The following is a 439-nucleotide window of genomic DNA, read 5'->3' as shown; positions in this document are numbered from 1 at the left end:
AACCGCTGATCCGGTGTGAAGCCCTCCAGCGTCTGGCCCGGCTTGCCCTGCAGCGACAACTTATACGCATCGTACGCCGTCGACAGACCCGCCACGTCCGCAATGTTCTCGCCCAGCGTCAAACGACCATTCACCGATACCCCCGGGAACGGACTGTAGCTGCTGAACTGCGCCGCCAGCGCATCGCCGGCCGCGTTGAACTTCTTCAGATCTTCGGGCGTCCACCAGTTCTGCAGCTTGCCCGTCTCATCGAACAGCGCACCGGCGTTGTCGAAACCGTGGCTGATCTCATGGCCGATCACCGCACCGATCGCGCCGTAGTTCACCGCATCATCGGCTGCGCCGTCGAAGAACGGCGGCTGCAGGATCGCGGCCGGGAACACCAGGCGGTTTTCCAGCGGCACGTTCATCGCATTGATGGTCTGCGGCAGCATCGCCC

The 439-nt window shown here is 63.6% G+C and carries 1 protein-coding gene; it reads right to left on the bottom strand.

Annotation, left to right across the window (positions count from 1 at the left end):
• Window positions 1–439: M13-type metalloendopeptidase (locus AAE045_RS23580; RefSeq protein WP_455549736.1), on the bottom strand; the 439-nt coding region annotated here is incomplete at both ends.

Source organism: Dryocola clanedunensis, from assembly GCF_038405435.1.
GTDB lineage: Bacteria > Pseudomonadota > Gammaproteobacteria > Enterobacterales > Enterobacteriaceae > Dryocola > Dryocola clanedunensis_A.
The sequence above is the reverse complement of the archived record's forward strand: the minus strand, read 5'-3'. Positions and strand labels throughout refer to the sequence as shown.